Source organism: Rhodococcus sp. NPDC056516 (genome assembly GCF_042794655.1).
Classification (GTDB): Bacteria; Actinomycetota; Actinomycetes; order Mycobacteriales; family Mycobacteriaceae; genus Rhodococcus_F.
Window position 1 is genome coordinate 1 of sequence record NZ_JBHTTG010000006.1, and the last position, 26,442, is coordinate 26,442.

22 protein-coding genes and 2 tRNA genes are annotated in these 26,442 nt (G+C 62.9%); 8 read left to right on the plus strand and 16 right to left on the minus strand.

Going from position 1 to position 26,442, the window contains the following annotated elements; translation table 11 throughout:
• The 3 genes from ACFQ6Y_RS18630 to leuC form a co-directional block, all read right to left on the minus strand.
• The coding region (locus ACFQ6Y_RS18630; RefSeq protein WP_378635739.1) for an HU family DNA-binding protein at positions 1 to 743 on the minus strand (743 nt) is incomplete at its 3' end.
• Between the two features lie 157 nt (positions 744 to 900).
• The gene (gene leuD / locus ACFQ6Y_RS18635) at positions 901 to 1,509 is read right to left on the minus strand and encodes a 3-isopropylmalate dehydratase small subunit (RefSeq protein ID WP_378533839.1); all 609 of its coding nucleotides are present in this window, start codon (positions 1,507 to 1,509) and stop codon (positions 901 to 903) included.
• Positions 1,510 to 1,537: 28 nt separating this feature from the next.
• On the minus strand, positions 1,538 to 2,959 hold the full coding sequence (gene leuC, locus ACFQ6Y_RS18640; RefSeq protein WP_317555338.1) for a 3-isopropylmalate dehydratase large subunit: 1,422 nt from the start codon (positions 2,957 to 2,959) through the stop codon (positions 1,538 to 1,540).
• Positions 2,960 to 3,157: 198 nt separating this feature from the next.
• Here leuC and ACFQ6Y_RS18645 point away from each other — a divergent pair, with 198 nt between their 5' ends.
• From ACFQ6Y_RS18645 to ACFQ6Y_RS18655, 3 genes are all read left to right on the plus strand, one after another.
• Entirely contained in the window at positions 3,158 to 3,859 is a 702-nt protein-coding gene (locus ACFQ6Y_RS18645) for an IclR family transcriptional regulator (protein ID WP_007729342.1), read from the plus strand.
• Positions 3,860 to 3,914: 55 nt separating this feature from the next.
• Positions 3,915 to 4,427 carry a pyridoxamine 5'-phosphate oxidase family protein gene (locus ACFQ6Y_RS18650; protein WP_378635742.1) on the plus strand — a complete coding sequence of 171 codons (513 nt, stop codon included), beginning with the start codon at positions 3,915 to 3,917 and terminating at the stop codon, positions 4,425 to 4,427.
• 74 nt (positions 4,428 to 4,501) lie between these two features.
• Positions 4,502 to 4,699, plus strand: a complete 198-nt coding sequence (locus ACFQ6Y_RS18655) for a DUF5302 domain-containing protein (protein WP_378635747.1) — start codon at positions 4,502 to 4,504, stop codon at positions 4,697 to 4,699.
• Positions 4,700 to 4,833: 134 nt separating this feature from the next.
• Here ACFQ6Y_RS18655 and ACFQ6Y_RS18660 read toward each other — a convergent pair.
• From ACFQ6Y_RS18660 to ACFQ6Y_RS18705, 10 genes are all read right to left on the minus strand, one after another.
• Positions 4,834 to 4,906, minus strand: a tRNA-Glu gene (locus tag ACFQ6Y_RS18660).
• A gap of 96 nt (positions 4,907 to 5,002) precedes the next feature.
• Positions 5,003 to 5,074, minus strand: a tRNA-Gln gene (locus ACFQ6Y_RS18665).
• Positions 5,075 to 5,230: 156 nt separating this feature from the next.
• A complete protein-coding gene (gene gltX / locus ACFQ6Y_RS18670) occupies positions 5,231 to 6,706 on the minus strand; it encodes a glutamate--tRNA ligase (protein ID WP_378635751.1) in 1,476 nt (491 codons plus the stop codon).
• Positions 6,707 to 6,779: 73 nt separating this feature from the next.
• Positions 6,780 to 7,940: an alkane 1-monooxygenase gene (locus tag ACFQ6Y_RS18675; protein ID WP_378635754.1), complete on the minus strand. Its 1,161-nt coding sequence runs from the start codon at positions 7,938 to 7,940 to the stop codon at positions 6,780 to 6,782.
• Positions 7,941 to 8,330: 390 nt separating this feature from the next.
• A complete protein-coding gene (locus ACFQ6Y_RS18680; protein ID WP_230812824.1) occupies positions 8,331 to 9,104 on the minus strand; it encodes a fumarylacetoacetate hydrolase family protein in 774 nt (257 codons plus the stop codon).
• Positions 9,105 to 9,188: 84 nt separating this feature from the next.
• Positions 9,189 to 10,202, minus strand: coding sequence for a 3-isopropylmalate dehydrogenase (locus ACFQ6Y_RS18685; RefSeq protein WP_003944691.1), 1,014 nt, complete (start codon positions 10,200 to 10,202; stop codon positions 9,189 to 9,191).
• A gap of 75 nt (positions 10,203 to 10,277) precedes the next feature.
• The gene (gene serA, locus ACFQ6Y_RS18690; protein ID WP_378450047.1) at positions 10,278 to 11,870 is read right to left on the minus strand and encodes a phosphoglycerate dehydrogenase; all 1,593 of its coding nucleotides are present in this window, start codon (positions 11,868 to 11,870) and stop codon (positions 10,278 to 10,280) included.
• Positions 11,871 to 12,120: 250 nt separating this feature from the next.
• Positions 12,121 to 13,122, minus strand: a complete 1,002-nt coding sequence (gene ilvC, locus ACFQ6Y_RS18695) for a ketol-acid reductoisomerase (protein WP_030535412.1) — start codon at positions 13,120 to 13,122, stop codon at positions 12,121 to 12,123.
• Positions 13,123 to 13,175: 53 nt separating this feature from the next.
• A complete protein-coding gene (ilvN, locus tag ACFQ6Y_RS18700) occupies positions 13,176 to 13,679 on the minus strand; it encodes an acetolactate synthase small subunit (RefSeq protein ID WP_003944718.1) in 504 nt (167 codons plus the stop codon).
• Positions 13,676 to 15,616, minus strand: coding sequence for an acetolactate synthase large subunit (locus ACFQ6Y_RS18705; RefSeq protein ID WP_378450048.1), 1,941 nt, complete (start codon positions 15,614 to 15,616; stop codon positions 13,676 to 13,678). The genes ilvN and ACFQ6Y_RS18705 overlap by 4 nt, the downstream gene beginning before the upstream one ends.
• Positions 15,617 to 15,881: 265 nt before the next feature.
• Between ACFQ6Y_RS18705 and ACFQ6Y_RS18710 the strand changes: the two genes are divergently transcribed.
• The 3 genes from ACFQ6Y_RS18710 to ACFQ6Y_RS18720 all read left to right on the plus strand — a co-directional run bounded on the left by ACFQ6Y_RS18710 (position 15,882) and on the right by ACFQ6Y_RS18720 (position 20,531).
• The gene (locus ACFQ6Y_RS18710; RefSeq protein ID WP_378534547.1) at positions 15,882 to 16,415 is read left to right on the plus strand and encodes a PH domain-containing protein; all 534 of its coding nucleotides are present in this window, start codon (positions 15,882 to 15,884) and stop codon (positions 16,413 to 16,415) included.
• 72 nt (positions 16,416 to 16,487) lie between these two features.
• On the plus strand, positions 16,488 to 18,329 hold the full coding sequence (ilvD, locus tag ACFQ6Y_RS18715) for a dihydroxy-acid dehydratase (RefSeq protein ID WP_378533848.1): 1,842 nt from the start codon (positions 16,488 to 16,490) through the stop codon (positions 18,327 to 18,329).
• A gap of 666 nt (positions 18,330 to 18,995) precedes the next feature.
• A complete protein-coding gene (locus ACFQ6Y_RS18720) occupies positions 18,996 to 20,531 on the plus strand; it encodes an amino acid permease (protein WP_378533850.1) in 1,536 nt (511 codons plus the stop codon).
• Positions 20,532 to 20,596: 65 nt separating this feature from the next.
• Here ACFQ6Y_RS18720 and ACFQ6Y_RS18725 read toward each other — a convergent pair whose 3' ends face one another.
• Positions 20,597 to 21,424: a DoxX family protein gene (locus ACFQ6Y_RS18725; RefSeq protein ID WP_378544650.1), complete on the minus strand. Its 828-nt coding sequence runs from the start codon at positions 21,422 to 21,424 to the stop codon at positions 20,597 to 20,599.
• Positions 21,425 to 21,514: 90 nt separating this feature from the next.
• Here ACFQ6Y_RS18725 and ACFQ6Y_RS18730 point away from each other — a divergent pair, with 90 nt between their 5' ends.
• On the plus strand, positions 21,515 to 22,645 hold the full coding sequence (locus ACFQ6Y_RS18730; protein WP_378450055.1) for a PQQ-dependent sugar dehydrogenase: 1,131 nt from the start codon (positions 21,515 to 21,517) through the stop codon (positions 22,643 to 22,645).
• A gap of 60 nt (positions 22,646 to 22,705) precedes the next feature.
• A complete protein-coding gene (locus ACFQ6Y_RS18735; RefSeq protein WP_378635757.1) occupies positions 22,706 to 23,752 on the plus strand; it encodes an NAD(P)-dependent alcohol dehydrogenase in 1,047 nt (348 codons plus the stop codon).
• Between the two features lie 86 nt (positions 23,753 to 23,838).
• Here ACFQ6Y_RS18735 and gatB read toward each other — a convergent pair whose 3' ends face one another.
• Positions 23,839 to 25,350 (minus strand): Asp-tRNA(Asn)/Glu-tRNA(Gln) amidotransferase subunit GatB, encoded by a 1,512-nt coding sequence (gatB, locus tag ACFQ6Y_RS18740; RefSeq protein ID WP_019747920.1) that lies wholly within the window; start codon positions 25,348 to 25,350, stop codon positions 23,839 to 23,841.
• Positions 25,351 to 25,375: 25 nt separating this feature from the next.
• The gene (locus ACFQ6Y_RS18745; RefSeq protein ID WP_283303701.1) at positions 25,376 to 26,407 is read right to left on the minus strand and encodes an ATP-dependent 6-phosphofructokinase; all 1,032 of its coding nucleotides are present in this window, start codon (positions 26,405 to 26,407) and stop codon (positions 25,376 to 25,378) included.
• Between the last annotated feature and the right edge of the window lie 35 nt (positions 26,408 to 26,442).

Genomic DNA, 26,442 nt, shown 5'->3' on the forward strand with positions numbered 1-26,442 from the left:
TGCGGTCTTGGCCGGAGCCTTCTTGGCGGGAGCCTTGGCGGCAACCGTCTTCTTGGCTGCGGTCTTGGCCGGAGCCTTCTTGGCCGGAGCGCCTTCTTGGCTGCGGTCTTGGCCGGAGCCTTCTTGGCGGGAGCCTTGGCGGCAACCGTCTTCTTGGCTGCGGTCTTGGCCGGAGCCTTCTTGGCGGGAGCCTTGGTGGCAACCGTCTTCTTGGCTGCGGTCTTGGCCGGAGCCTTCTTGGCGGGAGCCTTGGCGGCAACCGTCTTCTTGGCTGCGGTCTTGGCCGGAGCCTTCTTGGCGGGAGCCTTGGCGGCAACCGTCTTCTTGGCTGCGGTCTTGACCGGAGCCTTCTTTGCCGGAGCCTTCTTGGCTGCGGTCTTCTTGGCAGCAGCCTTCTTGGCTGCAGCCTTGGTGGCCGGTGCTGCTACGCCACGCTTGACTGCCGGGCCGGTGGCCGGAAGCTTCTGTCCACCAGCGATAACAGCCTTGAACTGCGCACCCGGACGGAAAGCCGGAACCGACGTCGGCTTGACCTTGACGGTCTCGCCCGTACGCGGGTTGCGTGCAACACGTGCTGCACGACGACGCTGCTCGAAGACTCCGAAGCCGGTGATGGTCACGCTCTCGCCACGGTGGACGGCGCGGACGATGGTGTCCACGACGTGCTCCACTGCGTCGGTCGCTGTGCGCCTGTCCGAACCCAGCTTTTCAGTCAGAACATCGATGAGCTCTGCCTTGTTCATTGAAATTCCTCCGCTAATTGTGGTCCACCGTCGGACCGACTGAGAACCACGGTAAACCTGATAACGGCAAGAGTCTATGTGCCACGCCAATTCTCATTCAACGTGACTGCGAAATGGTGACCTATTTCTCTTCCCGCGCGGAGTTGCGGATTTCGGTTCAGCCCTGCGAAATTCGAGCCGGAAGGGTAGTCGGTTTCCATGAAGGCCTTGACTTTTCGAACTCGGAAATCGCTTCTACCTGCCGCAATGTCAGTCCGATGTCGTCCAGACCCTCCAGCAGACGCCACCGTGTGTAGTCGTCAATATTGAACGGCACCACCGTAGTTCCGGCACTCACAGTCCGATTCTCGAGATCTACTGTCAATTCGAGTCCGGGCTGCTCTTCGAGCAACTTCCACAGCAATTCGACGTCGCCCTGCTCGACCTGTGCCGCTACGAGACCGGCTTTTCCGGCGTTCCCACGGAAGATGTCGGCGAACCGCGAAGCGATCACAACCCGAAATCCGAAGTCGGAGAGAGCCCACACGGCATGCTCACGCGAAGAGCCTGTGCCGAAATCGGGACCGGCAACGAGAACGCTTCCCTTGTCGTACGGAGCCAGATTGAGAATGAAGTTGGGGTCGGCACGCCAGCCTGCAAACAGCCCGTCCTCGAATCCCGTGCGCGTCACCCGTTTCAGGTACACGGCAGGGATGATCTGATCGGTATCGACATTCGAGCGTCGCAGCGGGACGCCGATACCCTTGTGCGTGGTAAAGGATTCCATCGAATTTCTCCTCGAGAAGGTAAGTGAGTCAGACCAGATCGGCCGGTGCCGAGAGCGTTCCGCGGACCGCCGTGGCCGCCGCGACGAGCGGGGAAACCAGATGGGTCCGACCGCCTTTACCCTGTCGGCCTTCGAAATTCCGGTTGGACGTCGATGCCGAGCGCTCGCCGGGAGCAAGCTGGTCAGGGTTCATTCCCAAGCACATCGAACAACCGGCCTGGCGCCATTCCGCCCCTGCCGCTGTGAAGATTTCACCGAGACCTTCACTTTCGGCTTGAGCACGCACCCGCATCGAGCCGGGAACGATGAGCATCCGAACACCCTCTGCCACATGGCGACCTTCGAGCACCTCGGCCACCGCGCGCAGATCTTCGATCCGTCCGTTGGTGCACGAACCGACGAACACGGTGTCGACAGCAACATCCCGAAGCGGCATCCCGGCGTCGAGACCCATGTAGGTGAGCGCCTTCTCAGCTGCCTGACGCTCGCTCTCGTCGACGATCAGCTCTGGATCGGGCACACGGTCACCGAGTGGCGCACCCTGTCCCGGATTGGTTCCCCAGGTGACGAAAGGCGTCAATGCGCTTGCGTCGATGTGGACCTCGTTGTCGAATTCCGCGCCCTCGTCGGTCTTGAGCAGCTCCCACGCGGCGACCGCTTCGTCCCACTCTGCGCCGGACGGTGCGTGCGGACGACCCTTGATGAACTCGTAAGTGGTCTCGTCCGGTGCGATCATGCCGGCGCGCGCTCCGGCTTCGATCGACATGTTGCAAATGGTCATACGAGCTTCCATCGACAGTTTGCGAATGGCCTCGCCGCGGTACTCCAGTACGTAGCCCTGGCCGCCGCCGGTGCCGATCTTGGCGATGACGGCGAGGATCAAGTCCTTGCTCGTGACACCGGGAGGCAACTCGCCGTCGACCGTGATCGCCATGGTCTTGAAGGGGCGCAACGACAATGTCTGCGTCGCCATCACGTGCTCGACCTCGCTGGTGCCGATTCCCATTGCGAGCGCACCGAATGCGCCGTGCGTCGACGTATGACTGTCGCCGCAAACCACGGTGGTTCCGGGCTGAGTCAGGCCCAGCTGCGGTCCGACCACATGCACGATGCCCTGATCGAGATCGCCCATGCGGTGCAAGCGAACTCCGAACTCCTCACAATTTCGGCGCAAGGTGTCGACCTGAGTCTTGGACACGGGATCGGCAATCGGCTTGTCGATGTCGATCGTCGGGACGTTGTGATCCTCGGTGGCGATCGTCAGGTCAGGACGGCGCAACGGGCGTCCAGCCAAGCGAAGTCCGTCGAATGCCTGCGGGCTCGTCACTTCGTGAACGAGGTGGAGATCGATGTAGATGAGGTCGGGATCCTGCCCCTCCCCTTTCACGACAACGTGGTCGTCCCACACCTTCTCGGCGAGAGTGCGTGCTTTCTGTGCCATGTCTTCCACCTCTGTACGTAGCCTCGCGTCGGCGGACTACGGGCTGGCCCGCCGCGCGTGAAGTAGGTCCCCAGCTTCTACAGGAGATGCAGGCTGCCCCTGGGAACTGCACTAGCCCTTCAAGAACTGCACTAGCCCTTCAAGAAATGCGCTAGCTCACCAGGAAATGCGCTATCATCCCACTATGCGAGAAACTGGTATCGACCTATGAGACAGCATAGCGGCATCGGCGTCCTGGACAAAGCAATGGGCGTGCTTCATGCAGTAGCTGAGGAACCATGCAGCCTCACCGAACTCTGTGCACGAACCGGTTTGCCGCGCGCAACCGCCCATAGGCTCGCCGTCGGCCTCGAAGTCCATCGACTCCTCACCCGCGACTCGGACGGTCAGTGGTGCCCAGGGCCCGGACTCGCCGAACTCGCTGCCACCGCTAATGATCCACTCATTGCGGCGGCCGGACTCATCCTCCCCCGCCTTCGCGAAATCACCGGCGAAAGCGTCCAGCTGTACCGCCGGGAAGGCACACAACGCATCTGCGTCGCATCGATGGAGCCGCCGACAGGTTTGCGCGACACGGTTCTCGTCGGGGCTCGGCTGCCGATGAATGCCGGATCCGGCGCCAAGGTCCTTCTCGCATGGGCAGATCCACAAACCCAACGGACCGTTCTCGCCGATGCGTCGTTCGGCGAACGAGTGCTCCTCGAGGTGCGTCGGCGCGGCTGGGCGCAGAGTGCTGCCGAACGTGAGCCGGGTGTCGCCAGCGTCGCGGCTCCGGTCCGCGACTCCGCAGGTGCTGTCATTGCCGCGATTTCGGTCTCCGGCCCCATCGACCGGATGGGTCGGCGACCGGGAGCGCGCTGGGCGGCCGACCTTCTCGCAGCTGCCGAAGCGCTCCACAAGCGTCTGTAATTCGTGACACAGTAAGGTCTTCAGATCCTCGAGCACGCAGGAGTACGACGCGACCATGGCAGGAAAGCAGCGTAGTCAGATCACGATGACCGAGGCCGAAATTTCGAGCTTCGTCGAAAAGAGCCGCACGGCAACGATGGCGACGTTGAGCGCTGACGGAATGCCTCACCTGATCGCGATGTGGTTCGCGATAGTCGACGGCGAAATCTGGTTCGAGACCAAAGCCAAGTCGCAGAAGGCCGTCAATCTTCGCCGGGACGCCCGTATGTCCGTGCTGATCGAAGACGGCCTGACGTACGACACGCTCCGAGGGGTCTCGATGGAAGGCACCGGAGTGATCGTCGAGGATCCGGAAGCCCTCTTCGCCGTGGGAATCAGCGTCTGGGAGCGATACACCGGCCCGTACACCGACGATCTCCGCCCCGCCGTCGACGCGATGCTCCACAAACGCGTCGCGGTACGGTTCGTTCCCGATCGCACTCGTTCGTGGGACCACGGCAAGCTCGGGATGCCTGCGATGCCTCTTTCCGGCTCTACCGCACCGCCGCCGCAGCCCCGAGATTCGTGAGCCGATAAATCACGAGCATTCGAATTCGGGCCGGCGTAGTTTCACCAACAGGCCCAACAACAAGGAGTGAGCATATGAGCGATCTCGACAGCAACACCCCGCCCGAACCCGAATCCCAATCGGAGGAGACCAAACGAAAGTTCCGTGAGGCCCTCGAACGGAAGAATCATCAGAACGCCAAATCGACCGACCATCGCGACGGACAGTCCAAGGTCCACAACACGCACGGCCCAGCCGATCACAAGCGAGAGTTCCGTCGTAAGAGCGGATAGTCCGGACAACAGAGTGAGATAACGATCACCCCCAGTCGAATTCGATTGGGGGTGATTGCTTTTCGCGACCCGATGAAGGTTTCCCGGACATACGAAAAGACCCTCCGATCAATGATCGGAGGGTCTTTCCTTTGTAGCCCCGACGGGATTCGAACCCGCGCTACCGCCTTGAGAGGGCGGCGTCCTAGGCCGCTAGACGACGGGGCCAGGACACGCTTTTAAACGTGGTATTTCAGTCTTGCTCTTGGATGCTCAGCAAGCTTAGCTTGTCTGAGTCCGGCCACAAAATCGACCGGATTTCCGCTGGGGTACCAGGACTCGAACCTAGAATGGCGGTACCAGAAACCGCTGTGTTGCCAATTACACCATACCCCAAGGTCTTGCTCACCAGCCTTGCCCGATCCGCTTCGCTGTTGTGCTCGGCGGCTCGTCTCCGGCCGAAAAGAAGATTACCAGTACCCCTGCCCCAAATACCAAATCGTATGGTCACGGGAGGTTTTTGCTTCATTTTCGGCCGGAAGACCGCCCGATCTAGGCCGTTACGGCTGCCCTACCTGCACGCAACCGCGCGAGAGAGACGTCGCGACCGAGCAATTCCATCGACTCGTAGAGCGGAGGGCTGATGTGAGAGCCCGTGATCGCCACTCGCACCGGGGCGAAGGCCTTACGCGGCTTGAGCTCCAGATCCTCGATGAGGGCTTTCTTGAGAGCTTCCTCGATGCTTGCCGCCGTCCACTCGGAGACACCGTCGAGCGCAGCAAGCGATGCGTCCAGAACCGGCCCCGCATCTTCCTTCAGGTTCTTGGCCGCTGCAGCCGGATCGAGGGCAAACGACGCCTCGTCGACGAACAGGAACTTCAGCAGATCCCACGCGTCGGACAGAACGACGATGCGCGTCTGCACGAGGTCCGCAGCAACAGTGAACGTCGCTTCGTCGACGTCGGCACTGATGTGGCCGTGCTCCACCAGGAACGACTTCAGTCGGGCCGCGAAGTCGGCCGGCTCGAGCAAGCGAATGTGCTCGGCGTTGATCGCGTCGGCCTTCTTCTGGTCGAAGCGCGCGGGGTTGGAGTTGACCTTGGAGACGTCGAAGGCCGCCACCATCTCGTCGAGCGAGAAGACGTCGTGATCGTCGGCGATGCTCCACCCGAGCAGAGCCAGATAATTCAGCAGTCCCTCGGGGATGAAGCCCCGATCACGGTGAATGAAGAGGTTGGACTCGGGATCGCGCTTGGAAAGCTTCTTGTTGCCCTGACCCATCACGAAAGGCAGGTGCCCGAACGACGGTGTGAAATCGGCAACACCGATGCGGATCATTGCCTCGTACAACGCGAGCTGACGCGGAGTCGAGGACAGCAGGTCCTCGCCGCGCAATACGTGGGTGATCTTCATCAACGCGTCGTCGACCGGGTTGACCAGCGTGTACAGCGGAATACCGTTGCCGCGAGTCAATGCGAAGTCCGGGACGGTGCCTGCTTTGAACGTGGTCTCGCCGCGAACCAGGTCGTTCCACGTCAGGTCGTGATCGGGCATCCGGAGTCGGACGACGGGCTTGCGACCCTCGGCAATGTAGGCGGCGCGCTGCTCTTCGCTGAGGTCGCGATCGAAATTGTCGTATCCGAGCTTCGGATCGCGGCCGGCAGCCTTGTGCCGCGCTTCCACTTCTTCGTTGGTCGAGTACGACTCGTAGGCCTCCCCCGCGGCAAGCAGCTTGGCTACGACGTCGAGATGCAGGTCACGACGCTCGGACTGGCGATACGGCGCGTGCGGCCCGCCGACCTCCGGGCCCTCGTCCCAGTTGAGCCCCAACCAGCGGAGGGCGTCGAGGATGGCCTGGTAGGACTCTTCACTGTCGCGCTGCGCATCGGTGTCTTCGATACGGAACACGAACGTGCCGCCGTGGTGACGTGCGAATGCCCAGTTGAACAAGGCTGTGCGCACCAAACCTACGTGCGGGGTTCCGGTGGGTGACGGGCAGAAACGGACGCGTACTTCGCTGTTGGTCATGGCTCACTTGGCTCGGCGATGGTGGATGGTCGTACTACAGGTTAGTCCGGTAGCCCTTCCTCCATCCCCCCGATCACCTACCCGGCAGGACGTTGATTCTCGTCATGTCACCGTCGTAGTAGGCGAGTAGTCGCTTGTCCATGACCTTTCGCCACAGCGGTGGCACCCACGCGCACACGATCATGACCGCGTAACCCGCAGGAAGTTGCGGCGCTTCGGCCGCACTGCGCAGGCTCTGGTACCGCAGACGCGGATTCGCGTGATGGTCGCTGTGGCGTTGAAGCTGATAGAGAAACAGGTTGCTGACCACGTGGTCACTGTTCCAGCTGTCCTCTGGTGAGCAGCGGACATACGAGCCGTCAGGCCTCTTTGCGCGAAGCAATCCGTAATGCTCGAGATAGTTGGCGGTCTCGAGGAACGTGAATCCCGCAATCGCCTGAACGGCCAGCCACGGTGCGATTTCCCACCCGAACACCGCGATCAGGCTGCCGAACAGAACAACGCTCATCGCCCAGGCGTTCAGGATGTTGTTTCGCCAACTGCAGGTCCGTCTGCCTTGACGCTTCAGTCGAGCGCTTTCGATCCGCCATCCCGACCGCAGACCGCCGATGACACTGCGTGGCAGGAAGAACCAGAAGTTCTCCTTGTAACGCGAACTGGCCGGATCCTCCGGCGTCGCGACGCGGACGTGATGACCATGGTTGTGTTCGACGTAGAAATGGCCGTAGAAGGACTGCGCCAGCGCTACTTTCGCGAGCCACTTCTCGAGCTTCTCACTCTTGTGCCCTAGTTCATGTGCCGCATTGATTCCCACCCCGGCAACAACGCCGGCAGTCATCGCGAGAGCGAACTTCTCCCCCGCAGCCATCGGCGCATTCACCCAGCACCACGCGACGAACACGAGACCGACGTATTGAAGGGGCAGGAACAAGTATGTGCACCAGCGGTAGAAACGATCCTCCTGCAGATGTGGAATCGCTTCGTCCGGCGGACTGTTCCCGTCCTCGCCGGCCAGGAGATCGATCAGAGGAATGACGATGACGATCAGCCACGCCCCGATAGCCCAGAAGAGCCCCAGGCTGAATTTGTCGACCAGGAACCAAGCAGCAAAGGGACTGAGCGGCACCAGCAAACCCAACGGCCACAGGTAGCGCTTCTTGTCTCGCCACACCGGCCGCTGCCCGTTCCGCGCGTCCCCAGCCGCCGTCCGGGAGGCTTCCGCGAAAGTCGTCATCTGTCACCACGTTTCTGCGCAATCCACTCGATTGCCCCATCGGCTTCTATCCAGTTATCGCCCACCCTACTGCTCAGCGTTACATTTCAGGGAATTTGGTCTGATATCGGTTGCGGCAGCAAACCCATGCGGCGAAGGCCTCCAATCCGGAAATTTCGGCCATAATGCCAGGGGAGAGCTCACGAAGCTTTGCTTGACTCATGAAACCTGCAGGTCAGTCCCGGAGTGCGATCGACTGGAGTCGAGCGGCAATCCAGTCCACCCTCCAACCCTTAGTTACCATCTTGCAACTTTTCTCGATGGACAACTCGGGAGCTCACAGCACGACGGAGGCCCCATCCGGTAAGGATGGGGCCTCCGTCTTCGTGTGACTGAACGAATCGGGTCAGATCAACTCTTGGCAGTCACCGGGTTCGTGAGCGTGCCGATCCCCGAGACCGTGACCGACACGGAATCGCCGTCGACGATCGGGCCGACTCCGGCGGGTGTACCGGTGAGGATGACGTCGCCGGGCAGGAGGGTCATCACCGCCGAAATCCACTCGATGATCTTCGGAATGTCGTGGAGGAGGAAAGCCGTGCTGCTGTCCTGCTTGACCTGACCGTTCACCTCGGTCTTGATGTCCACGTCGGACGCGTCCAGGCTGGTTTCGATCCAGGGTCCGAGTGGGCAGAAGGTGTCGTGCCCCTTCGCACGCGTCCACTGCCCGTCGTGACGCTGATGATCTCGCGCCGACACGTCGTTGGCGATCGTGTAGCCGAGGACCACGCTCAACGCCTTCGCCGCGGGAACGTCCTTGCACGGCTGACCGATGACTATCGCGAGTTCACCCTCGAAGTGCACCTCGTTGGAGGTGGGAGGCAAGACGATCGGGGCACCCGGACCGACGATGGACGTATTGGGCTTGAGGAAGATCACGGGATCCGCGGGAGCTTCGCCGCCCATCTCGGCAATGTGGTCGGCGTAGTTCTTACCGATGCAGATCACCTTGCTCGCCAGAATCGGGGCGAGAAGGCGAACATCGGCGAGTGGCCAACTTCGGCCGGTAAATGTGGGATTCCCGAACGGGTGCTCCGCGATCTCCTTGGCGACGAGGGCATCCTCTTCACCTTCGATACTGACGAACGCAACACCATCGGGACTGGCAATTCGACCAAGACGCATGAACGCAAGTCTATCCGGGTGCCGGATACGCCTGACGCGCGCAAGCCGAAAGGCTTACGCGCGTCAGTCTCGTTGGAAGAATCCCTACAGTGCTGCGGTGATCCGGTCACCGATCTCCGTGGTGGAGATGGGGCCTTCGCCTCGCGTTGCCAGGTCCGCGGCAACTACTGCCTCGACCCGAGCGGCGTCGTCTTCGCGACCGAGGTGACGAAGGAGCAGTGCAGCGGACAGGATCGCGGCAGTGGGGTCGGCGATCCCCTTGCCTGCGATATCGGGAGCACTACCGTGCACCGGCTCGAACATCGACGGGTTGGTACCCGACGCGTCGATGTTTCCGCTTGCGGCCAAACCGATTCCACCGGTCACCGCGCCGGCGAGGTCGGTGATGATGTCACCGAAGAGGTTGTCCGTGACGATCACGTCGAAGCGCGAGGGGTCGGTGACCATGTAGATCGTGGCCGCGTCGATGTGGCAATACGCAGTTTCGACGTCCGGGAACTCGGCGCCGACGGTCTCGATTGCACGCGTCCAGATTGCGCCCGCATTGGAGAGCACGTTGGTCTTGTGAATCAAGGTGAGGTGCTTGGACCGGGTCTGCGCCAAGGCAAATGCGTAACGCACCACGCGCTCGGCACCGAACCAGGTGTTGATCGACACCTCGGTCGCGATCTCGTGATCGGTACCGACGCGGATCGCTCCACCGTTTCCGGTGTACGGACCCTCGGTTCCTTCACGAACCACGACGAAATCGATCTCCGGCTGAGCCGCCAACGGCGACAAAGCACCCGGATACAGCTGTGCGGGGCGAAGATTCACGTGATGATCGAGCTGGAAACGCATGTTCAGCAGCAGTCCACGCTCGAGGATGCCGGGTGCGACGATCCGCGGATCCCCGATGGCGCCCAACAGGATTGCGTCGTGCTGACGAATCTGGTCCAGCTCGTCGGCCGGAAGCAACTCGCCGGTGGCGTTGTAGCGACGGGCACCGAGATCGTATTCGGTGGTTTCCAGATCCGGAACCAACTTGCCGAGCACCTTGAGCGCTTCGGCTGTGACCTCGACGCCGATTCCGTCACCCGGAATGACCGCAAGCTTCATGGAGTCCTCATCTCAGTAGAACTGTGCGCCTTTATTAACCGCGGGCGGTTAATAAAGGCGCACAGCAAAAACAAATCAGGAAAGGTCGACCTGGGCGACGCGAGCGTCGAGCTGCGAGACGATTGCCTCGACCTCGGTGTCACCGACGACGCGGTCGACACGCAGGATGACCGTTGCGCCTTCGCCTTCGGCGTCCTGGCTCAACGCTGCGGCGAGAATATCGACGCCCGCGTTACCGAGAACCGTTCCGAGCACACCGAGAACGCCCGGACGATCGCTGTAGTGAACGACGATGTTGTGTCCCTCGGCGCGCAGGTCGAAGCTGCGTCCGTTGATGTTGACGATCTTCTCGACCTGCTGGAGGCCGGTGAGTGCGCCCGTGACCGACGTGACCGTGCCGTCGGCGGCAACCGCACGAACCTCGACCGCGCTGCGGTGTGCAAGAGCCTCGGAGTGCTTCTCGACCGACACGGTCACGCCGCGCTGCTCGGCAAGTGCCGGAGCGTTGACGAACGTGACAGCCTCGTCGCTGCTGGCGGAGAACACGCCGCGCAGTGCAGCCAGGCCGAGGATGTCGACGGTTTCGGCCGACAGTTCGCCGGTGGCGACAACCTGCACGGTCTGAACTGCCTCGGGCGACAGCGTCGCAGCGAGGAGACCGAGCTTGCGGACGAGCTCGAGCCACGGAGCAACTTCTTCGCCGACGGGGCCACCGGAGACGTTGACGGCCTCGGGAACGAATTCGCCTGCCAGAGCGAGGAGAACACTCTTCGCGACGTCGATGCCTGCGCGGTCCTGAGCCTCGGACGTCGATGCACCGAGGTGCGGGGTGACAACGACGTTGTCGAGACCGAAGAGCTTGGAATCGGTGCACGGCTCGGTGCTGAACACGTCGAGACCGGCGCCGCGAACCTTGCCGGAGACCAGTGCGTCGTAGAGCGCATCTTCGTCGATCAGACCACCGCGGGCGGCGTTGACGATGATGACGCCGTCCTTGGCCTTGGCGAGACGCTCGGCGTTGATCAGGCCGGCCGTTTCCTTGGTCTTGGGCAGGTGCACGGAGATGAAGTCGGCGCGCTCGACCAGCTCGTCGATGGTGACCAGTTCGATGCCGAGCTGCGCTGCGCGCGCTGCGGGCAGGTAGGGGTCGTACGCGATGATCGTGGTCTCGAACGCAGCGAGACGCTGCGCGAAGAGCTGGCCGATGCGGCCGAGTCCGACGACACCGACGGTCTTGCCGAGGATCTCGACACCGTTGAACTTGCTTCGCTTCCAGGTGTTCTCACGCAGGGTCTTGTCTGCTGCGGGAATCTGGCGAGCGGTCGACATGAGGAGCGCGACAGCGTGCTCGGCAGCGGAGTGAATGTTGGAGGTCGGTGCGTTGACGACCATCACGCCGCGCTCGGTGGCTGCGGGGATCTCGACGTTGTCCAGGCCGACACCGGCGCGGCCGATGATCTTCAGCTTGGTGCCGGCAGCCAGAACCTCGGCGTCGACGGTGGTGGCGGAACGAACGAGAATCGCGTCGGCCTCGGGTACCGCGGCGAGCAGCGCCGGGCGGTCGGGTCCGTCGACCCAACGCACCTCCACACCGTCACCGAGCGCCTCGACTGTGGACGGCGCGAGCTTGTCGGCGATCAGAACAACGGGACGGCCAGGCTGGCTCACGTGCAAACTCCCTGATTAGGTGGGTGTGAAGGTGGTTTAACCACCGATAGTTTAGTGCGCGCTGACTTCGAATCCACAACGCGGTAGGCAATACCACATAGTGGACACTTTCGCGGGCAAATTCTCGATGGAATATGAATCCGGACTCAGCCGACCCGGAAAACGACTCCGGCCCAATGCCGCGCTGGTTCAACGGAATTGAACCGGCGCGACATCAGGCCAGTGGAGACGTGGAGCGTGAAACTGCGAATTACGCGGTTTCGGTGATCGGACGATCGACCCAGCTCATCAGGTCGCGCAGCTTCTTGCCGGTGACCTCGATGGGGTGCTCGGCGTTGGCCTTGCGCAGGCCCTCGAGCTCGGTGTTGCCGTTCTCGACGTTGGCAACCAGACGACGGGTGAACTCGCCGGACTGGATGTCGGCCAGGATCGCCTTCATGCGCTCCTTGGTGTCGGCGTCGATGACGCGCGGGCCGGAGAGGTATCCACCGAACTCAGCGGTGTCGGACACCGAGTAGTTCATGCGGGCGATGCCACCCTCGTACATGAGGTCGACGATGAGCTTGAGCTCGTGCAGAACCTCGAAGTACGCCATCTCGGGTGCGTAGCCGGCCTCGACCATGACCTCGAAACCGGTCTTGACCAGTTCCTCGGTGCCGCCGCACAGCACGGCCTGCTCGCCGAAGAGGTCCGTCTCGGTCTCTTCCTTGAACGTGGTCTTGATGACGCCTGCGCGCGTTCCACCGATGCCCTTGGCGTAGGACAGAGCGAGAGCCTGGCCTTCACCCTTGGGATCCTGGTCGATGGCGATGAGCGCGGGAACGCCCTTGCCGTCGACGAACTGACGACGCACCAGGTGGCCCGGTCCCTTGGGAGCGACCATACCGACGGTGACGAACTCCGGAGCCTTGATCAGGTCGAAGTGAATGTTCAGGCCGTGACCGAAGAACAGCGCGTCGCCGTCCTTGAGGTTCGGCTCGATGTCGTTGGTGAAGATGCTCGCCTGAGCGGTGTCAGGTGCGAGCACCATGATGACGTCGGCCCACTCGGAAACCTCGGCCGGCGTACCGACCGTCAGCCCCTGCTCTTCAGCCTTTTCACGGGACTTGGAGCCTTCCTTGAGGCCGATGCGCACATCGACGCCCGAGTCACGCAGGCTCAACGAATGGGCGTGGCCCTGGCTTCCGTAGCCGATCACAGCAACCTTGCGGCCCTGAATGATCGACAGATCGGCATCGTCGTCGTAGAACATCTCGACTGCCACAGTTCTCAACCTCTCCTTGGATTTTTACGTGTCTAAAAGTACTAGCGGGTGGCCGTGATCGACTTCGGCCCTCGACCGACTGCCACGACCCCGGACTGAACGATCTCCCGGATACCGTACGGATCAAGCATCCGCAGCAGTGCATCCAGCTTGGACCGAGTACCGGTCGCCTCGATGGTGACGGACTCCGGGGAGACGTCGATCACCTTGGCGCGGAACAGGTTCACCGTTTCGATGACCTGCGTGCGCACGCTTGCATCTGCGCGCACCTTGATGAGCACGAGCTCGCGAGCGACGGATGCTTCACCGTCCTGCTCGACGATCTTGATGACGTTGATCAGCTTGTTGAGCTGCTTCGTCACCTGCTCGAGAGGGAACTCGTCGACCGTGACGACGATGGTCATACGTGAGATCTCGGGGATCTCGGTTCCGCCCACCGCAAGGGATTCGATGTTGAATCCGCGGCGGGAGAAAAGTGCGGAGACGCGAGCCAGCACGCCTGGCTTGTCCTCGACGAGAACACTGAGGGTGTGACTGGTGCTCACTTCTGATCCTCCCCTGTGCCCGCGGCGGGTCCGGCTTGCTCGCGTGACATGGCTTCGTGGATGACGGCGGGCTCGGCAACTGCCTCGTCGTCGTCGAACAGCGGCCGGATGCCCCGGGCCGCCATGATTTCGTCGTTGCTCGTTCCGGCAGCGACCATCGGCCACACCTGTGCGTCGGCGGTGACGATGAAGTCGATCACGACAGGCTTGTCGTTGATGGACTGCGCCTCACGGATCGCAGCTTCGACATCTTCTTCGCGCTCGACACGAATTCCGTGGCAGCCCAATGCTTCTGCGAGCTTGACGAAGTCCGGGATGCGGATGGCGCCGTGCGTTCCGAGGTTGGTGTTGGAGTAGCGCTCTTCGTAGAAGAGTGTCTGCCACTGACGCACCATGCCGAGGTTGCCGTTGTTGATCAGGGCAACCTTGATCGGAATACCTTCGAGTGCGCAGGTTGCGAGTTCCTGATTGGTCATCTGGAAGCAGCCGTCACCGTCGATCGCCCACACCTCGGTGTCGGGCATGCCCATCTTGGCGCCCATGGCCGCGGGAACCGCGTAGCCCATGGTGCCGAGTCCACCCGAGTTGAGCCACGTGCGGGGCTTCTCGTAACCGACGAACTGCGCGGCCCACATCTGGTGCTGTCCGACGCCGGCACAGTAGATGGCATCCGGTCCGGCGAGCTTGCCGACGGTCTGGATGACGTACTCCGGACTCAGCTGACCGTCGGTGGGGCGGTCGTAGCTCAGCGGGTAGGTACGACGGATGTCGTTCAGGTACGCCCACCACACGGTGAGGTCGAACGTGGTACCCGTGGCCATGTCGGCACGGATCGCCTCGATGAGTTCGGTGATGACCTCTTTGCAGTCGCCCACGATCGGGACGTCCGCGTATCGGTTCTTGCCGATCTCGGCCGGATCGATGTCAGCGTGGATGACCTTGGCATCGGGCGCAAAGGAATTCAGCTGACCGGTGACGCGGTCGTCGAAACGCGCGCCGAGGGTGATCAGGAGATCGCTGCGCTGCAGAGCGGCGACCGCGGCAACGGTGCCGTGCATACCGGGCATACCGCAGTTGAGGTCGTGGCTGTCCGGGAACGCGCCGCGGGCCATCAATGTGGTGACGACGGGGATTCCGGTCAGCTCGGCCAATTCGAGCAGCTCCGGCGAGGAGTCGGACTTGATGACGCCGCCACCGACGTACAGCACCGGCGACTTGGCGTCGGCGATCAGACGTGCAGCTTCACGTACCTGCTTGCCGTGCGGCTTGGTGACCGGGCGGTATCCCGGCAGACGCATCTCAGGCGGCCACGAGAACGTGGTCTGCGACTGCAGGATGTCCTTCGGGATATCGACCAGGACGGCGCCGGGGCGACCACTGGCTGCGAGGTAGAACGCCTCGGCCATGATGCGCGGGATGTCGATCGCGTCGGTGATCAGGAAGTTGTGCTTGGTGACCGGCATCGTGATGCCTGAGATGTCGGCTTCCTGGAAGCCGTCGGTACCGATGAGCGAGCGCGCCACCTGTCCGGTGATCGCGACGATCGGAACGGAGTCCATCTGCGCGTCGGCCAGCGGCGTGACCAGGTTGGTCGCACCGGGACCCGAGGTAGCCATGCACACGCCGACCTTGCCGGTCGCCTGGGCGTAACCGGTGGCAGCGTGGCCTGCACCCTGCTCGTGGCGCACGAGCACGTGGCGGACCTTGACCGAATCGAAGAGTGGGTCGTAAACCGGGAGCACGGCACCGCCGGGAATGCCGAATACCGTGTCGACCTCGAGCTCTTCGAGGGCTCGAACCACAGACTGCGCGCCGGTTACCCGCTCAGGCGGGAGCTGGCGACGGTTGGCCGTCTGGGTTGCGGCAGCCGCGGTTGTCGGGCTCGGTGTCCCTGACTTGCGCGGCGTTGGTTGAGGCCGTGCTGTTGGTGCGCTCACTGGGAAATCCTCTGATTTGGCTCCGGGCAACAAAAAACCCCCGTCAGCATCTGCTGAGCGAGGGTGGCGCGTCGTTATCTGGTGAGTTGAAAAATCGACTCAGGCGACGACGCGCCGGCCGATTACGAGCAACTCATTCTGTTTCACGCACTCGACAGTAGAGGCGCTAGTCGCGAACGGCAAACTTGGTGAGTCGACCGTCCCAGAATCTGAGATACATCGGCTGCAATGCGAAGATGTAGAGGTGTCAACTTCGCAGCAGCCCGTGCCACCGGCTCAATCATCCCACACGCCGAAACCCCTTCGGCACGTCATCCGCATTTCGCAGCTCGCTTACATGGCGTGCGCGTTCCTTCTGTTCGCGGTCAGCTTCCCGATCTTCGGGTGGCCCGTCGCCTTCAGCTGGTTGCTGATCCTTCCGATCATCGCCGTCTATCTCGTCGCGCGACTGCGCACCACCGTCAGCCCTGACGGTCTCGAGGTCCGCTCGACGTTCTCCAAGCGCACCCTCGCCTGGGACGACGTCAAGGGTTTCCGCTTCCCGAAGCGCAGCTGGGCGCGCGCAGAACTCACCGACGGAACCGAGGTGACCTTGCCTGCGGTCAGCTTCGTCAGGCTTCCCGAGATCGCGATCGCCAGCGGCGGCCGCATCACTGATCCCTACGCATCGGCCGCAGAAGCCTTCGCGGCCAAGGAAGCCGAAGAGGAAGACGCAGCGGCAGAAGCCGAAGCAGAAGCCGAGGTCGAGTCCGACAACACCGACAACGGTTCGGTCCAGCCCGAAGAGAAGCGCCAATAGCACGCGAGTAGCGTTGAAAGGCCCTCGCTTCTATTTGAGTGGACCAGCAACGATCACATAAGGAACACGCCCATGCCCCCGTTGAGGTCACGCACCACCACCATCGGACGTAATGCTGCCGGAGCCCGATCCCTGTGGCGCGCCACAGGAATGACGGATTCCGACTTCGGCAAGCCGATCGTCGCCGTAGCGAACTCGTACACCCAGTTCGTACCCGGCCACGTGCATCTCAAGAACGTGGGCGAGATCGTTGCCGAGGCCATCAGTGCAGCCGGCGGCGTCGCTCGTGAGTTCCACACCATCGCAGTCGACGACGGCATCGCAATGGGCCACGGCGGAATGCTCTACTCGCTCCCGAGCCGCGAGATCATCGCCGACTCGGTCGAGTACATGGCAAACGCCCACACGGCCGACGCACTGGTGTGTATCTCCAACTGCGACAAGATCACTCCCGGCATGCTCAACGCCGCGATGCGTCTGAACATCCCGACCGTCTTCGTCTCCGGCGGTCCGATGGAGGCCGGTAAGGCAGTGGTCGTCGGCGGCGTGGCCCAAGCCCCCACCGACCTCATCACCGCGATCTCCGCCTCTGCCAACGATGCCGTGTCCGACGAAGGCCTCGACGAGGTCGAGCGCAGCGCGTGTCCGACGTGCGGGTCCTGCTCCGGCATGTTCACCGCCAACTCCATGAACTGCCTGACCGAAGCCCTCGGTCTCGCATTGCCCGGCAACGGCTCCACTCTGGCAACCCACAAAGCGCGTCATGCACTCTTCTCTCGTGCGGGCACCACAGTGGTCGAGGCTGCCCTCAAGTACTACCGCGACGGCGACGAGTCGGTTTTGCCGCGCAACATCGCGACCCCGGCAGCGTTCCGCAACGCAATGGCTCTCGACGTCGCCATGGGCGGTTCCACCAACACAGTCCTGCACACGCTGGCTGCGGCGCAGGAAGGCGAGGTCGATTTCGACCTCGACACCATCGACGCGATCAGCCGCAAGGTGCCGTGCCTGTCCAAGGTCTCCCCCAACTCGGACTATCACATGGAAGACGTCCACCGCGCCGGCGGAATCCCCGCACTGCTCGGTGAGCTTCGCCGCGGCGGACTCCTCGAAACCGACGTCTCAACCGTGCACACCAAGAGCTTCGATCAGTGGCTCGACGACTGGGACATCCGCTCCGGCAAGGCAACCGACGAAGCAATCGAGCTCTTCCACGCGGCTCCCGGCGGCGTGCGCACCATCGAACCGTTCTCCACGGACAACCGTTGGTCTGCCCTCGACACCGATGCGGCCGGCGGCTGCATCCGCGACGTCGCGAACGCCTACACCGTCGAAGGCGGCTTGGTTGTCCTGCGCGGCAACATCGCACTCGACGGCGCAATCCTCAAAACGGCCGGCATCGACGAGGAACTGTTCTCCTTCCAGGGCCCGGCGCTGGTCGTCGAATCCCAAGAAGAAGCCGTCTCGGTCATCCTGCAGAAGAAGATCAAGGCCGGCGACGTTCTCGTCGTGCGCTACGAAGGCCCCAAGGGCGGACCCGGCATGCAGGAAATGCTGCACCCCACCGCCTTCCTCAAGGGCGCGGGCCTCGGTAAGGAATGCGCACTGATCACCGACGGTCGTTTCTCGGGCGGAACTTCCGGGCTGTCCATCGGTCACATCTCCCCCGAGGCTGCCGCAGGCGGAATCATCGGTCTCGTCCAGAACGGCGATCAGGTTCGCATCGACGTCGCCTCTCGCACGCTGGAGATCCTTGTCGACGACGACGTCCTCGCCGAGCGACGCGCCAAGATGGAGACCTCGGAGCGCCCGTGGCAGCCGGTCGATCGTCAGCGCACCGTGACGACAGCGCTGCGCGCCTACGCCGCTCTGGCAACGTCCGCCGACAAGGGCGCGGTTCGCTACGTTCCGTAAGTTCTGCCAAGAATCGAGAATAGATCCCCGGCCGCTTTTCGGCCGGGGATCTTTTCTGTCAGTGTGCGTGCGGCTCGCGACTGAGTCGGGTTCATCTCGCCTCGGAGTTCGCCATGTCACGCCTGACGCTGTCGGAGAAGAACGCGGGATCGACCGCGTCCGAACACGCCATACCCCTTCGGTGTTGTATGAGCCTGAACCACAACCCAATCCGATCATCCCGTCGCCGACACACTCTGCCACGACGCGTGATTGACGCTCGAGTGCATCCAGGTACGCGGTGTTGCTCCGGCGAGGTGAAACCAGTTGGGTTGATGCAACTCATCGAGAGCAAGACCGACCGACAGGTACCGAATAACCGGGCGACACGCGGAGCACCAACGGAACGATATGAGCTATCAGACATTTCAGACCGAATCGCGCGTCCGACTCGTGAGCGAATTCACTTGGACGTAGGGTTCCAGACACCAGCTGATCAATTCAGATACATGAGGGGGGATGGCTTTCAGTCAGGTGATCATTTCGGTCAGTTCGAGCGAGCTGACTTGCACACGGCGCTCACCAGTGGTTCCCTCATCAGGTCGCTGAGACGCACATCACAACGACGACAGTCAGCCACCGCCCGTCACCCACAAGGTCGACGAGGAAACAACCAAGGAGCAATACATGCCCGGAGTCGGCATATGGCGCACCAAATCCGTCGAGCAATCGATCGCGGACACCGACGAGCCTGAGACAAAGCTCAAGAAGGAATTGACCGCGAAGGACCTCACGGTATTCGGAGTCGCCGTCGTCATCGGCGCAGGCATCTTCACGCTCACTGCTCGAACCGCAGGCAATGTCGCAGGACCCTCCATTTCACTGGCATTCGTTCTCGCTGCCATTGCCTGTGGCCTTGCCGCACTGTGTTACGCGGAGTTCGCCTCCACTGTTCCGGTCGCCGGCAGCGCATACACGTTCTCCTACGCGACGTTCGGTGAGTTCGCGGCCTGGATCATCGGCTGGGACCTCATCCTCGAGTTCGCACTCGCCTCCGCTGTCGTCGGCAAGGGTTGGTCGCTCTATCTCGGCAACGTCATCGGTGCCAGCGGCAGTACCACCGCGCACATCGGATCGATCAGCTTCGACTGGGGCGCACTGCTCATCATCGGAGCGATCACGCTGATCCTCGCGATCGGCACCAAGGTTTCCTCGCGAGTCTCCGCAGTCATCACCGCAATCAAGATCGCGGTAGTACTGCTCGTCATCGTCGTCGGCGCGTTCTACATCAAGAAGGAGAACTACTCCCCCTTCATCCCGCCGTCCGAGGGGGCCGAGAGCTCTGCCAGCGGAATCCACCAGACATTGTTCTCCTGGCTGACCGGCGCCGGTGGAAGCAGCTACGGCGCATACGGATTGCTCGCCGCCGCCAGCCTCGTGTTCTTCGCATTCATCGGATTCGACGTCGTTGCGACCACGGCCGAGGAAACCAAGAACCCGCAGAAGTCGTTGCCGCGCGGAATCTTCGGCTCGCTCGCCATCGTCACCGTGCTCTACGTTGCCGTCACACTCGTCCTCACCGGCATGGTCAAGTACACCGAACTCAAGGACGGCAGCCCGCTGGTCGGCGATTCCAGCGCCACCCTTGCCACCGCATTCGAGGCAAACGGAATCGGTTGGGCACAGACGGCCATCAACTTCGGTGGCCTGGCCGGCCTGACAACAGTCGTCATGGTCATGATGCTCGGCCAGACCCGCGTCTTGTTCGCCATGTCCCGTGACGGCCTCATGCCGCGCAGCCTGGCCAAGACCAACGCCAAGGGCATCCCACTGCGCATCACGCTGATCGTCGGCGGCATCGTCGCCGTCCTGGCAGCCTTCTTCCCCATGGGCACGCTCGAAGAAATGGTCAACATCGGCACGCTCTTCGCGTTCGTCCTGGTCTGCGTCGGCGTTATCGTCCTACGCCGCACCCGCCCCGACCTGCCGCGCGGATTCCGCGTCCCGCTGGTTCCGTTCGTTCCGATCGTCGCCGTGCTCGCCTGCGGTTGGCTGATGCTCAACCTCTCGGTCGAGACCTGGATCCGCTTCCTCGTCTGGATGGCCATCGGTGTGCTCGTGTACTTCGCGTACGGACACCGCAAGTCGGTCCTCGGTCGCAAGCTCAAGGACGGGACGGCCATCCCGTCTGCGAATGCCGATCCGGTACTCGTCAAGGACTGACCCTTCACAAACGAACCGCCGCCTTCCGATTCGGAAGGCGGCGGTTCGTATTGGTTGTGCGAATTTCAGATGAGCGGATTGGCACCGTTCAGGAAGATCCAAGTGCAGACGCCGGCAGCGATGCCGAGAATCAAGACCACGAGCGACCCGACAAACGGGCGGGTGGCCCAGCCCCGACGACCATCCAGTGCGATTCGGCCAGGACCCGTCAAGATGATGACGCCGGCGCAGATTCCCAGCAGCATCTCGTATTCGGTACCGGCCGGGGCGAAGTACTCGAGACCCGGGGCGCTCGCCTGACGCAGCGCCCACGCGTTGATCATCACGGCCAGAACCGACGCTGCCGCAACGGGAGTCAGCAACCCGAGGATGAGGAGCGCGCCACCCGCGACCTCACCGACGGCGCCGAGTATCGCCATCCACTTCGCCTGCTGGAACCCGGCATCCGCCAGCATCGTCTCGAACCCGCCCAGACCCGGCCCGTTCCAGATACCGGTCAACTTCTGCAGACCGTGCACCAACGCAGTTCCACCGACGGCCAACCGCAAGGCAAGCAAGCCGAGGTCGAGAGTGCCTCGACTCCGCGGAGCCTCCGTTGTACCTGCCACCGCTTCGGCGGTGGGGACAGCGGCGATCGGAGCGTCGTACGCCGTCTCACGCTCGAGAGCCACCGTCGGTTGATCCGCGCCCGGTGCGCGATACGTCGGTATCTGTTCGGTGAGGGAGTTGGCGTTCGTGGAACCGAAGTCAAGATCGTCGTCGGTACGCGGCAACGGGTTCTTGGCGCTCACCGTCGGAAATTGTTCGGTGGGCGAATCATACGGACTGGACACATTGCCCGTCGGCTTGTCCGCGTCCGACAACTCGCTGGGATCTTTTCGCTCGTCAGTCACGTAGGTGAGCCTATGACCGATTCACGAACTCGACGGGGAACCTTGGTCCGGCGTGGCGGCATCGGCCGTGGGTTACGTAACGTCTTGGGCATGACTACGGGTAGGCATGCAGCGCTGGGCGCACTGGCTCTGGTGCTCGGGACATCGTTGCTCGCAGGTTGCGCCGACTTCGACGAATCGACTGCCTCGCCGTTCACACCCGAACCGACCAACCAGGCCAGCGCGGAAGTGCAGCCGGAGAACCCGCCGCCGTCGACCACGCCGCCGGCGCCGCGGACCGGCCCCCTCGGACCGTGTCAGGATGCCGACACCGCCGTGATCGCAACCTGTCTCGACACCACGGGTGGGCTCGTCACACTCCCGGACGGGAACTCGGGGTTGGTCGCCGAACGTCGAACCGGCCGAATCATGCAGGTGGCGCCCAACACGACGCCCGTCGAGGTTGCCAAGATCGATGTCGACGGCAGCGGCGACGGCGGACTGCTCGACATCGCCCTCTCCCCCACATTTGTCGAAGACAATCTGATTTATGCCTACGTCACCACCGGAACCGACAACCGGGTGGTCCGCATCGCGCCGGGCGACACCGCAAAGGAAGTCCTCGGTGGAATTCCACGCGGCGCGAGTGGCAACGGCGGGTCACTGGAGTTCGCGGCCCCGGACCAGCTCATGGTCCTGACGGGCGATACCGGAAACCCTGCGGTTGCTCAGGATCCCGGCTCGTTGGCGGGGAAACTGTTGCGAGTCCGATCGTTGACGCCCAACGCAGCGCCGCCTCGCCCGGAAGTTGTTCTGTCCGGAATCGGGAACGGCGGCGGCGTGTGCGTGGATCCGGGTATCGCGACGTGGGTGACCGACCGAACCACTCTCGAGGATCGCCTCCAACGTGTCGGCTCCGACGGAACGGTGACGTCCCCCGCTTGGACGTGGCCTGACCGACCCGGCGTCGGAGGGTGCATTGCGGCGCAGGGAGTGGTAGCTGTCGCGCTGGGGGCCGGCAAAGCGATCTCGGCGCTGGCCGCAGATCCAGGAACAGGTGCCGTCACGACCGCGCCGTCGGCAGTGGCGAAGGACACGTACGGCCAACTGGGCGGTTTGGCACTCGGATCCGACGGTTTGATGTGGGCGAGCACGATAAACAAAACCGCAGGCGAGCCGGGTCCGAACGACGACAAGGTGGTCAAGATCCCGATGCCGAGTGGCAGCGGCGGGATCGACTGAGCCTCTGATTTCCATACGCACTTCCAGGACCGGTTGGCCAACCACGACAAAGGAGTCGGAATGAAGGCAATCCAGTACACGAGAATCGGCGCAGAGCCCGAACTCACGGAGATTCCCAAACCCGCGCCCGGTCCCGGTGAAGTGCTCCTGGAAGTAACCGCGGCCGGCGTCTGTCACTCGGACGACTTCATCATGAGCCTGCCCGAAGAGCAGTACACCTACGGCCTTCCGCTTACTCTCGGTCACGAAGGCGCCGGCCGGGTCGCCGCCGTCGGCGAGGGTGTCGAGGGACTCGACATCGGAACCAATGTCGTCGTCTACGGGCCTTGGGGTTGCGGCGACTGTTGGCACTGCTCGCAGGGACTGGAGAACTACTGTTCTCGCGCAAAAGAACTCGGCATCAATCCTCCCGGTCTCGGCGCCCCCGGCGCGTTGGCCGAGTTCATGATCGTCGACTCACCTCGCCATCTCGTCCCGATCGGCGACCTCGACCCGATCAAGACAGTGCCACTGACCGACGCCGGCCTGACGCCCTATCACGCGATAAAGCGTTCTCTGCCGAAACTTCGCGGAGGCTCGTACGCGGTTGTCATCGGCACCAGTGGTCTCGGCCACGTCGCCATTCAGCTCCTCCGCCACCTCTCGGCAGCCACGGTCATCGCACTCGACGTGAGCGCGGACAAGCTCGAACTGGCAACCAAGGTCGGCGCCCACGAAGTGGTGCTCTCCGACAAGGATGCGGCCGAGAACGTCCGCAAGATCACCGGAAGTCAGGGCGCCGCACTGGTTCTCGACTTCGTCGGCTACCAGCCCACCATCGACACCGCGATGGCTGTCGCCGGCGTCGGATCCGACGTCACCATCGTCGGGATCGGCGATGGGCAGGCGCATGCCAAGGTCGGGTTCTTCCAAAGTCCTTACGAGGCTTCGGTGACCGTTCCTTACTGGGGTGCCCGCAACGAATTGATCGAATTGATCGACCTCGCCCACGCCGGCATCTTCGACATAGCGGTGGAAACCTTCAGCCTCGACAACGGAGCCGAAGCGTATCGACGACTGGCCGCCGGAACGCTCAGCGGCCGCGCGGTTGTGGTCCCTGGTCTGTAGATCGACAGTATCCAGATCGACAGCGGTAAAACATTGATGCCCGGCCGAATTCGATTCGGCCGGGCATCAGCGTTCGCTACCGAGGATTAGCTGCACGCCTCGATGACAAGTTCCTTCACACGAGCCGCGTCTGCCTGCCCACGGGTGGCCTTCATGACGTCGCCGACGATCTTTCCGGCGGCCTGCACCTTGCCACTGCGGATCTTGTCCGCGATGTCGGGGTTGGCTGCGAGCGCTTCGTCGACGGCTGCCTTGAGCTTGGTTTCGTCACGTTCGACGACCAACTCCGGGTGCGCCGCGACAACCTGCTCCGGATCACCTTCGCCGTCGAGGACGTGATCGACGACCTGGCGAGCGACCTTGTTGTTGAGCTTGCCGCTGTCGATGAGAGCGACGACCTGGGCAACCTGCGCCGGGGTGATCGGCAGAGCACCGAGTTCGACGCCACGGGTGTTGGCCTGCTGTGACAGGTAGGACAGCCACCACGACCGCGCTGCCTCGGGCGACGCACCGGCCTCGGTGGTCGCGATCACCAGATCGATGGCACCGGCATTGACGAGGTCGCGCATGACCTCGTCGGAAATTCCCCAGTCCTTCTGGATCCGCGCGCGGCGAATCCAGGGAAGCTCCGGCAAGGTGCCGCGCAGTTCTTCCACCCACTCGGCGCTCGGGGCAACAGGCTCGAGATCCGGCTCCGGGAAGTAGCGGTAGTCCTCAGCCGTTTCCTTACGGCGTCCGGCGGCGGTGGTGCCGTCGGCTTCCTGGAAGTGGCGGGTCTCCTGGATGACCTCACCGCCGGCGTCGAGAACTGCTGCCTGACGGCGCATTTCGTAGCGAACCGCGACCTCGACACTTTTGAGGGAGTTGACGTTCTTGGTCTCGGTACGCGTTCCGAGTTCCTTGGCGCCGATCGGCATCAGCGAAATGTTGGCGTCGCAACGCATCGATCCCTGATCCATCCGCACGTCGGAGACGTCGAGGGACTTCAGCAGATCACGAAGCGCCGTCACGTACGCACGGGCAACCTCGGGAGCGCGCTCGCCGGCACCGTGGATGGTCTTGGTGACGATCTCGACCAGCGGCACACCGGCACGGTTGTAGTCGAGAAGCGAGTGGCTTGCGCCGTGGATACGGCCGGTAGCGCCGCCCACGTGCAAGGACTTTCCGGTGTCCTCTTCCATGTGCGCGCGCTCGATGTCGACACGCCACGTCGTGCCGTCGTCGAGGATCACGTCGAGGTAGCCCTCGGTCGCGATCGGCTCGTCGTACTGGGAGATCTGGTAGTTCTTCGGCTGATCCGGGTAGAAGTAGTTCTTACGCGCGAATCGACCCCACGGTGTGATGGAGCAGTTGAGCGCAAGGCCGATCCGGATCGCGGATTCGACAGCAGCTGCGTTCACCACCGGCAACGAACCGGGCATGCCCAGACAGACCGGGCACACCTGGGTATTGGGTTCGGCACCGAACTCGGTGGGGCACGGGCAGAACATCTTGGTCGCGGTGCCGAGTTCTACGTGCACCTCCATACCCATCACAGGCTCGTACTTGGTCAGTACTTCGTCGTAATCGAGGATGTCGGGCGCATCGACAGCAGTCATGGTGATCAGTTTATGCGTCTGCGGCTCAGCCGAAGAATGCGGCTGCCTCCTCGTAGCGCTCCTTGGGCACCGTCTTGAGTTTGCGGGTCGCCTCGGCGAGCGGAACGAGGTCGATGGACGTTCCGTGCAAGGCGACCATCTGACCGAAATCTCCGCGGTGAGCTGCGTCGGTGGCATGTACGCCGAAGCGGGTGGCGAGGATGCGATCGTGCGGCGTCGGGGTGCCGCCGCGTTGAATGTGTCCGAGGACGGTGGTGCGAACTTCCTTGCCGATCCGACGCTCGATCTCGTTACCGAGCTGCTGCGCGACTCCGGTGAAGATCTTGTGACCGAACTCGTCGATGCCACCCTCGCGCAGAGTCATCGACGCGGGATCGGGCATCGCGCCTTCGGCGACGACGCAGATGAAGTGGGAGTCACCGCGCTGGAAGCGCTTCTTGACCATCGCGCACACCTCGTCGACGTCGAACGGTTGTTCCGGAACCAGCGTCAGGTGTGCCCCCGACGCCAGTCCGGCTTGCAGCGCGATCCAGCCCGCGTGCCGGCCCATGACCTCGACGAGCATGACCCGCTGGTGTGATTCGGCCGTGGTGTGGAGTCTGTCGATGGCGTCGGTGGCGACGGCCAAGGCGGTGTCGAAACCGAAAGTCACGTCGGTGCAGTCGATGTCGTTGTCGATCGTCTTGGGCACGCCGATCACGGGCACGCCACTCTCGGAAAGCCAACTGGCCGCGGTGAGTGTGCCTTCGCCGCCGATCGGGATCAGGACGTCGATCCCGTTGTCGTCGAGGGTCTGCTTGATCTGATCGAGGCCCGCGCGCAGTTTGTCGGGGTTCACGCGAGCGGTGCCGAGGATCGTGCCGCCGCGAGTGAGGATGCGGTTGATTCGATCGTCCGCATCGAGAGGGACCTTGCGGTCCTCGAGAAGTCCTCGCCAGCCGTCCCGGAATCCGACCACGGTACTGCCGTAACGACCGGCCGACGTACGTACGACGGCGCGGATGACCGCGTTCAAGCCCGGGCAGTCGCCGCCGCCCGTGAGGATTCCGATTCGCATAGTGCAGCACCTCTCGTGACCGGATTGTGGATCTT